Here is an 8860-nt window from a genome sequence, read left to right on the forward strand (position 1 = left end):
CCTCCGAAGAGGGGCGGGCCGTCACACGGGAACTACGCGACGTCACTTGTCGGAGTCGTCCTTGTCGGCCTCGTCGCCGGCGGCTTCGCCGTCGATCACGGGGATCAGGGAGAGCTTGCCGCGCTGGTCGATCTCGGCGATCTCCACCTGGACCTTGGTGCCGACCGCGAGCACGTCCTCGACGTTCTCCACGCGCTTGCCACCGGCGAGCTTGCGGATCTGCGAGATGTGCAGCAGGCCGTCCTTGCCCGGGAGCAGGGAGACGAAGGCACCGAAGGTGGTGGTCTTGACGACCGTACCCAGGTAGCGCTCGCCGACCTCCGGCATGGTCGGGTTGGCGATGCCGTTGATCGTGGCGCGGGCGGCCTCGGCGGCCGGGCCGTCGGCGGCACCGATGTAGATGGTGCCGTCGTCCTCGATCGTGATCTCGGCGCCGGTGTCCTCCTGGATCTGGTTGATCATCTTGCCCTTGGGGCCGATGACCTCACCGATCTTGTCCACGGGGATCTTGACGGTGATGATCCGCGGGGCGTTCGGGGACATCTCGTCCGGCGTGTCGATCGCTTCCATCATCACGTCGAGGATGTGGAGGCGGGCGTCGCGGGCCTGCTTGAGGGCCGCGGCCAGGACGGAGGCCGGGATGCCGTCCAGCTTGGTGTCGAGCTGGAGGGCGGTCACGAACTCCTTGGTGCCGGCGACCTTGAAGTCCATGTCGCCGAAGGCGTCCTCCGCACCGAGGATGTCGGTGAGGGCGACGTAGTGGGTCTTGCCGTCGATCTCCTGGGAGATCAGGCCCATGGCGATGCCGGCGACGGGGGCCTTGAGGGGCACACCGGCGTTCAGCAGCGACATGGTGGAGGCGCAGACCGAGCCCATGGACGTCGAACCGTTGGAGCCGAGGGCCTCGGACACCTGGCGGATCGCGTAGGGGAACTCCTCGCGGGTCGGGAGGACCGGCACGATCGCGCGCTCGGCGAGCGCGCCGTGGCCGATCTCGCGGCGCTTGGGCGAGCCCACGCGGCCGGTCTCGCCGACGGAGTACGGCGGGAAGTTGTAGTTGTGCATGTAGCGCTTGCGGGTCACCGGGGAGAGGGTGTCCAGCTGCTGCTCCATGCGGAGCATGTTGAGGGTGGTGACGCCCAGGATCTGGGTCTCGCCACGCTCGAACAGCGCCGAGCCGTGCACGCGCGGGATGGCCTCGACCTCGGCGGCGAGGGTACGGATGTCCGTGATCCCGCGGCCGTCGATGCGGACCTTGTCCTTGATGACGCGCTCGCGCACCAGGGCCTTGGTCAGGCTGCGGTAGGCGGCGGAGATCTCCTTCTCGCGGCCCTCGAAGGCCGGGAGGAGCTTCTCGGCGGCGATCTCCTTGACGCGGTCCAGCTCGGCCTCGCGGTCCTGCTTGCCCGCGATGGTCAGCGCCTGGGAGAGCTCGCCCTTGACGGCGGCCGCGAGGGCCTCGTACACGTCGTCCTGGTAGTCCAGGAAGACCGGGAACTCGCCCTCGGGCTTGGCGGCCTTGGCCGCCAGGTCCGCCTGGGCCTTGCAGAGGGCCTTGATGAAGGGCTTCGAGGCCTCGAGGCCGGCGGCCACGATCTCCTCGGTCGGCGCCTCGGCGCCGCCCTTGACCAGGGTGATGGTCTTCTCGGTGGCCTCGGCCTCGACCATCATGATCGCGACGTCGCCGTCCTCCAGGACGCGGCCCGCGACGACCATGTCGAAGACGGCGTCCTCGAGCTCGGTGTGCGTCGGGAAGGCCACCCACTGGCCGCGGATCAGCGCGACGCGGACGCCGCCGATCGGGCCGGAGAAGGGCAGGCCGGCCAGCTGGGTGGACGCGGACGCGGCGTTGATCGCGATGACGTCGTACAGGTGGTCCGGGTTCAGCGCCATGACGGTGGCGACGACCTGGATCTCGTTGCGCAGGCCCTTCTTGAAGGACGGGCGCAGCGGGCGGTCGATCAGGCGGCAGGTGAGGATCGCGTCCTCGGAGGGGCGGCCCTCGCGGCGGAAGAAGGAGCCGGGGATCTTGCCGGCCGCGTACTGGCGCTCCTCGACGTCCACCGTCAGGGGGAAGAAGTCGAGCTGGTCCTTGGGCTTCTTCGACGCGGTGGTGGCGGAAAGCACCATCGTGTCGTCGTCCAGGTAGGCAACGGCGGAGCCGGCGGCCTGGCGGGCCAGACGGCCCGTCTCGAAGCGGATGGTGCGGGTGCCGAAGGAACCGTTGTCAATGACGGCCTCGGCGTAGTGGGTCTCGTTCTCCACTAGCGTTTTCTCCATTTTCGTCGTCTCCGTCCGCTGCCCGTGTGGCGGCGGACGGTGCGGAGAAGCGCTCCTTGCGTGCGGGCCGGTCTTCGATCGAAGTACCCGGTTCGGGGCCCGGGGGGCTTTCCGGGTACCACTACCGAGGACCGGCGGCCTGGGAGGGCGCTCCTCCTCTTCAGTTGTGCACGTGGTTCGTCATGCACGTTGCGTCCAGACTACAAAGCGTCCGGTACGTCCCGCACGTAGAGCGAGCGCACGTACAGCAAAGGGAGCGGCCCCCTCAGTGTGGGAACCGCTCCCTTCACAGCGTCTTTACTTGACGCCGGCCGCACCGCGGCGGATGCCGAGGCGCTCGACCAGCGTGCGGAAGCGCTGGATGTCCTTCTTGGCCAGGTACTGCAGCAGGCGGCGACGCTGGCCGACCAGGATCAGCAGACCACGACGGGAGTGGTGGTCGTGCTTGTGGGTCTTGAGGTGCTCGGTCAGGTCCGAGATGCGCTTGGAGAGCATGGCGACCTGGACCTCGGGGGAGCCGGTGTCGCCCTCCTTGGCACCAAACTCGGCGATGATCTGCTTCTTCGTAGCGGCGTCGAGCGACACGCGTACTCCTCGTATGGGTCTTCGTGGCCACCGAGTGCCCCAGGTCGAATTCTCTGGGGATCTTCCGTAACTCGGGAGGCGGGGTCCGCTGAGCGCAGCCTCCAGAGGTTTCCGGGGGCGCGTACACAAACGGCCGTCACACAGCGTACCAGGCTGCCGCACGGCCCCCGTCTCAGCTGGTGAGCGAGCGGGCCCGGGCGTACACGTCCAGCACGGCGAGGGCCAGCGGGACCAGACTGAGCAGTACTGCCGCCTCGGTGAGGTCGAGCAGCCGTCCCCAGAAGGGTGACAGGCCCTTGCGGGGGATGACAAGCGCAATTCCCGCGAGGAGGGCCGCGCCGGCGGCGACGGCGGCGGAGAGCCAGATCGTACGCAGGTCCAGGCCGCCGTGGTCGTGGTACTGGACGAGCTCCCGGACCAGGCCGGCCGGCGGGTGCAGGGCCAGGCCCAGGATCAGCAGGGCGATGGCGGCCAGGCCGGCGACCAGGGTGCACACGACCTGGGAGGTGTAGCGGAAGAGCCGGGCGCGCAGCAGCATGGCCAGCCCGGTGGCGAGGGCCAGCAGCCGGCCCCAGGTGTTGTCGGAGAAGCCGAGGACGGCGGCGGAGCCGACGGCGGTCGCGGCGCAGCCGCCGACCAGGCCGAGCAGCATCTCGTGGCCGCGGCGGGCCTGGGTGGCGATGGCCTCGGCGTCGAGCGGGGTGCCCGCTTCGTGCTGGTCGGCGCCGGAGGGGTCGCCGTACGGCTCGGTCTCGTGGCGGTCCGGGGTCCCTGCGTAGTCGACGTACTCGTCGGTGGCGCTCTGCGGGGCGGCGTAGCCGATGGGCAGCCGGGCGAACCGGGCGGAGAGGCCGGGCAGGAAGGCGACGAGGCCGATGGCGACGGGCGCGCAGACGGCGGCGGTCGCGGTGGCGGAGGCCTCGGTGACGATGGCGACGAAGGTGGCCAGGGTTCCGGTCGCGGCGAGGAAGGTGGCCGCGACGAAGGGGGCGTCCCCGTTCGGGGTGAGCGCGACGAGGGCGACGGAGGCGACCAGGACGCAGGCGCAGCCGAGCAGGAACTGCAGCCGGCCGGGACCCTCGCCGGAGCCGGCGGCGATGATGCCGGAGCCGGCGATCAGCAGGATGGGGAGGGCGCCGAGGCCGAGGGCGACGGCGGAGCCGCGGTCGCGGTAGACCCGGGCGCGGACTCCGGCGGCGGCGGTCAGGAGCACGCCCACGGCGCCGGCGATGATGCCGGGCAGGCCGTGCATGTCGTGGTGGACCGGGTCGGCGTACCAGAGGACGAAGCCGAGCAGGACGAGCAGGACGGCGGCGCCGGCCAGGCCCGCGCCGCGCAGCATGTCGTCGCTCCAGCGGTGGCGGTCGCGGACGACGGCCGAGGCGACGGCGTCGGAGACGTCGTCGAAGACGGCGGGCGGCAGCGATTCGGCGAACGGCCGCAGGCTCAGCACCTCGCCGTCGAGGACCTGCTGGCCGGCGAGGGTGCGGGCGCCGTCGAGGACGGTGCCGTCGCGGCGGACCAGGTGGAAGCCGGTGGGGGCGCCGACGGGCTGGGTCTGGCCGGTGAGGCGCAGCAGTTCGGGATAGACGTCGGCGACGGCGATGTCCTCGGGGAGGGCGACGTCGATGCGGCTGTCGGGAGCCACGACGGTGACCCTGCAGAAGCCCGTCGTTGCGGCCGTACTCACCTGTGTGACCCCCCTGGTTGGCGAAGCGGGTGCGTGGGCCGTCGCCTTGGATTCGCGGATGCGCATACTGCGCGGGCCACCCTACCGGGAGTATGCACGACTGTCGGCAAGTAGGATCACCGTCGCGCAGGGGAGACCCCCTTCGCGCCCGGGACTTGGGGGCGCCGGTAGCGACGTCCCGTCCGTTTTCGAGGGATTGATGCTCCGGTGAGTCAGATCGTCGTCAAACGCCCGCCGCGGTCCTTGCCGCCCGAAGTCCCTTCGGACGAGCTGAGGCTGGAGGCTCCGCCGGAGCTTCCGCGCGGGCAGCAGGAGGGCATGCTGATGCAGCTCCTGCCGATGCTCGGCATGGGCTCGTCGGTCGTCTTCTTCTTCATGCCGGGTGCGGCGCCGTTCATGCGCATCATGGGCGTGCTGATGCTGGTGTCCACGGTGGGCATGGTCCTGGCCCAGCTGGTGCGTCACCGGCGCGGTACGCAGGGGCAAATGGCCGACGTGCGCCGGGACTACCTGAAGTACCTCGCGCAGACCCGCCGTCAGGTCCGCAGGACCGCGCGGGCGCAGCGCGACGCGCAGCTGTATCTGCACCCGGCTCCGGAACAGTTGTGGTCGGTCGTGGCCGAGGGTTCGCGGCTGTGGGAGCGGCGCGTCGGCGACGAGGACTTCGGTCAGGCCCGGCTCGGGCTGGGCGCGCAGCGCCTGTCGACTCCGCTGGTGGCGCCGGACACGGCGCCGGTGGACGAGCTGGAGCCGCTGACGGCCGGTGCGATGCAGCGTTTCCTGAAGGTGCACTCGTCGCTGGACGGGCTGCCGGTGGCGGTGTCGCTGCGGGCCTTCTACCACGTGACGGTGTCGGGCGAGCCGGAGGCGGCGCGCGGGGCGGCGCGGGCGATGGTGGCGCAGCTGGCGACGCTGCACTCCCCCGAGGACCTGGTGGTGGCCGTGGTGGCCGCGCCGGGCGCGGTGCCGTCCTGGGACTGGACGAAGTGGCTGCCGCACACGCAGGTGCCGGGGCAGGTCGACGGGGCCGGTACGAAGCGGCTGTTCAGCGATGACCTGACGGAGCTGGAGGGGCTGCTGGCTCCCCGGCTGGAGGGCCGGCCGCGGTTCAGCCGGGACGTGTCGCCGGTGCTGGACCAGCCGCACCTGGTCGTCGTGCTGGACGCGAACTCCCGTGGCGGGCTGGTGCCGCCGGACTCGGCGTTCGCGGCGGCCGAGGGGCTGCAGGGCGTGACCATCGTCGAGGTGGTCGCGGGCGAGCTGGACGAGCCGCGCGGCGGGCTGTCGGTCGTGGTGCGGCCGGGCCGGCTGCGGCTGGAGTCGGGCGGGGGGATCGCGTACGAGGGCGTGCCGGACACGCTGTCGCTGCCTGCGGCGGAGGCGCTCGCGCGGCAGCTGGCGCCGCTGCGCACCGGTGGCGGGGACGACGACGAACCGCTGCTGGCCAACCTGGACTTCACGGACCTGCTGAACCTGGGCGACGCGGCCTCGATCGACGTGGCCCGGACCTGGCGGCCGCGGTCGGCCGGTGAGCGGCTGCGCGTGCCGATCGGTGTGGGCGAGGACGGCGCGCCGGTCATGCTGGACCTCAAGGAGGCGGCGCAGGAGGGCATGGGCCCGCACGGCCTGTGCGTGGGTGCGACCGGTTCCGGCAAGTCGGAGCTGCTGCGCACGCTGGTGCTGGGCCTGGCGGTCACGCACACCTCGGAGACGCTGAACTTCGTCCTCGCGGACTTCAAGGGCGGTGCGACCTTCACGGGCATGGGGCAGATGCCGCACGTGGCCGCGGTGATCACCAACCTGGCGGACGACCTCACCCTCGTCGACCGCATGGGCGACTCGATCCGCGGCGAGCTCCAGCGCCGTCAGGAGCTGCTGCGCTCGGCGGGCAACTACGCGAACATCCACGACTACGAGAAGGCGCGCGCGGCGGGTGCCCCGCTGGAGCCGCTGGCCTCGCTGGTGCTGGTCATCGACGAGTTCAGCGAGCTGCTGACGGCGAAGCCCGACTTCATCGACATGTTCATCCAGATCGGCCGGATCGGCCGTTCGCTGGGCGTGCACCTGCTGCTGGCCTCGCAGCGCCTGGAGGAGGGCAAGCTGCGCGGCCTGGACACGTACCTGTCGTACCGGATCGGCCTGCGGACCTTCTCCGCGGCGGAGTCGCGCACGGCGATCGGCGTGCCGGACGCGTACCACCTGCCCTCGGTACCGGGTTCGGGCTATCTGAAGTTCGGTACGGACGAGATGACGCGGTTCAAGGCGGCGTACGTCTCGGGCACCTACCGTTCGGGCGGCCCGGACCTGTCGGTCGGGCTGTTCCCGGTGGAGCGGCGGCCCGCGCTGTTCACGGCGACGCCGGTGCCGGTCGTGTACGCGGCGCCGGACCCGGCGTACCTGGCGGCGCAGTCGGAGCGGGAGGACGACGCGCTCGCGGACACGGTGCTGGACGTGATCGTGGGCCGGCTGGAGGGCCAGGGGGTGCCGGCGCACCAGGTGTGGCTGCCGCCGCTCGACCAGGCCCCGCCGCTGGACCAGCTGCTGCCGGCGCTGGCGCCTTCGGCGGAGCGGGGTCTGCACGCGGAGGGGTACACGCGGCCCGGCGGGCTCGTCGTGCCGCTCGGCCTCATCGACAAGCCGTTCGAGCAGCGGCGCGAGGTGCTGTACCGCGACTTCTCGGGTGCGGCGGGCCACATGATGGTGGTCGGCGGCCCGCAGTCGGGCAAGTCGACGCTGATGCGGACGCTGGTCTCCGCGTTCGCGCTGACGCACACCCCGCGCGAGGTGCAGTTCTACGGGCTGGACTTCGGCGGCGGCAGCATGTCGTCGATCTCCGAGCTGCCGCACGTCGGCGGGATCGCCTCGCGTCTGGACCCGGAGCGGGTGCGGCGTACGGTCGCCGAGGTGGGCGGCATCCTCAACCGCCGCGAGGAGTTCTTCCGCGCGAACAACATCGACTCGATCGGCACCTACCGGCGGCGGCGTGCGGCGGGCGAGCTGCCCGGCGAGGCGTGGGGCGACGTGTTCCTCGTCATCGACGGCTGGGGCGGCTTCCGGACCGAGTACGAGGGCCTGGAGCCGGTGGTCACGGACATCGCCTCGCGCGGTCTGGGCTACGGCATCCACGTGGTGATCACGGCGGCGCGCTACATGGAGGTGCGGGCCGCGCTGAAGGACCAGATGCTGAACCGGCTGGAGCTGCGGCTCGGTGACGTCATGGACTCCGAGTTCGACCGCAAGGTCGCGGCGAACGTGCCGACGGGCATGCCGGGCCGCGGCCAGGTGGCGGAGAAGCTGCACTTCCTGGGTGCGCTGCCGCGGATCGACGGCGCGCACGACCCGGAGGACCTGTCGGAGGCCACGGCCGCCTTCGTGTCGGCGGTGAAGCAGAACTGGGCGGCGGCCGCCGCTCCCGGTGTACGGCTGCTGCCGCGGCTGCTGCACGCCGACCAGCTGCCCCGGGGCGGGGACCAGCCCGGCCGCGGGCTGGCCATCGGCATCGACGAGACGGACCTGGAGCCGGTGTTCGTCGACTTCGAGAGCGACCCGTTCTTCCTCGTGTTCGGCGAGAGCGAGTCCGGCAAGACGAACCTGCTGCGGTTGATCTGCCGGCAGATCGCGGAGCGGTACACCCCCGACCAGGCCCGCCTCGTCGTCGGCGACTACCGGCGCAGCCTGCTCGGGGCGCTGCCGGAGGAGCACCTGCTGGAGTACGCGCCGATGGCGAGCTCCCTGCAGACGCACATGGAGGCGCTGGGCGGCGTGTTCTCGCGCCGGCAGCCGCCGACCGACGTCACTCCGCAGCAGCTGCGCGACCGCAGCTGGTGGACGGGCCCGGACGTGTTCATCGTCATCGACGACTACGACCTGGTGGCCACGAGCCAGGGCAATCCGCTGGCCCCGCTGGTGGAGTTCCTGCCGTTCGCCCGGGACACGGGTGTCCGCTTCATCATCGCGCGCAGCTCGGCGGGTGCCTCGCGCTCGCTGTACGAGCCGTTCATGCAGCGCATCAAGGAGCTCGGCGCGCAGGGCGTGGTGCTGTCGGGCGATCCGTCCGAGGGCGACCTGATCGGCAACGTCCGGCCCCGTCCGATGCCGCCGGGCCGGGCGTACTTCTCCTCGCGCAAGCGGGGCACGTCGCTCGTGCAGCTGGGCCGGATGGCGGGGACGTAGTCCGTGGCACGTCGTCGCGGGGGGGGCGGGGGGGGGGGGTTCGGCGGGGGGTCCGGGGGGGGGGGATTGGGCGGCGGATCCGGTGGGGGGGGATTGGGCGGGGGGGGTTTCGGGGGGGGCGGGGGCCCGGGC

The 8860-nt window shown here is 71.7% G+C and carries 4 protein-coding genes; 1 reads left to right on the forward strand and 3 read right to left on the reverse strand.

All coding sequences use genetic code 11. The features are described 5' to 3' along the window. Positions 1–42: 42 nt before the first annotated feature. The 3 genes from ACFXA3_RS25840 to eccD all read right to left on the reverse strand — a co-directional run bounded on the left by ACFXA3_RS25840 (position 43) and on the right by eccD (position 4555). Positions 43–2265, reverse strand: coding sequence for a polyribonucleotide nucleotidyltransferase (locus tag ACFXA3_RS25840; RefSeq protein ID WP_385190638.1), 2223 nt, complete (start codon positions 2263–2265; stop codon positions 43–45). Between the two features lie 312 nt (positions 2266–2577). Then, positions 2578–2865, reverse strand: a complete 288-nt coding sequence (rpsO, locus tag ACFXA3_RS25845) for a 30S ribosomal protein S15 (RefSeq protein WP_383351492.1) — start codon at positions 2863–2865, stop codon at positions 2578–2580. A 172-nt stretch (positions 2866–3037) separates the two neighbouring features. Then, complete coding sequence (gene eccD / locus ACFXA3_RS25850) at positions 3038–4555, reverse strand: type VII secretion integral membrane protein EccD (RefSeq protein WP_385190635.1); 1518 nt, start codon at positions 4553–4555, stop codon at positions 3038–3040. 207 nt (positions 4556–4762) lie between these two features. Here eccD and eccCa point away from each other — a divergent pair, with 207 nt between their 5' ends. Then, entirely contained in the window at positions 4763–8728 is a 3966-nt protein-coding gene (gene eccCa, locus ACFXA3_RS25855; protein WP_385190636.1) for a type VII secretion protein EccCa, read from the forward strand. Positions 8729–8860: the final 132 nt, after the last annotated feature.

This window comes from Streptomyces sp. NPDC059456 (assembly GCF_042750055.1).
GTDB lineage: Bacteria > Actinomycetota > Actinomycetes > Streptomycetales > Streptomycetaceae > Streptomyces.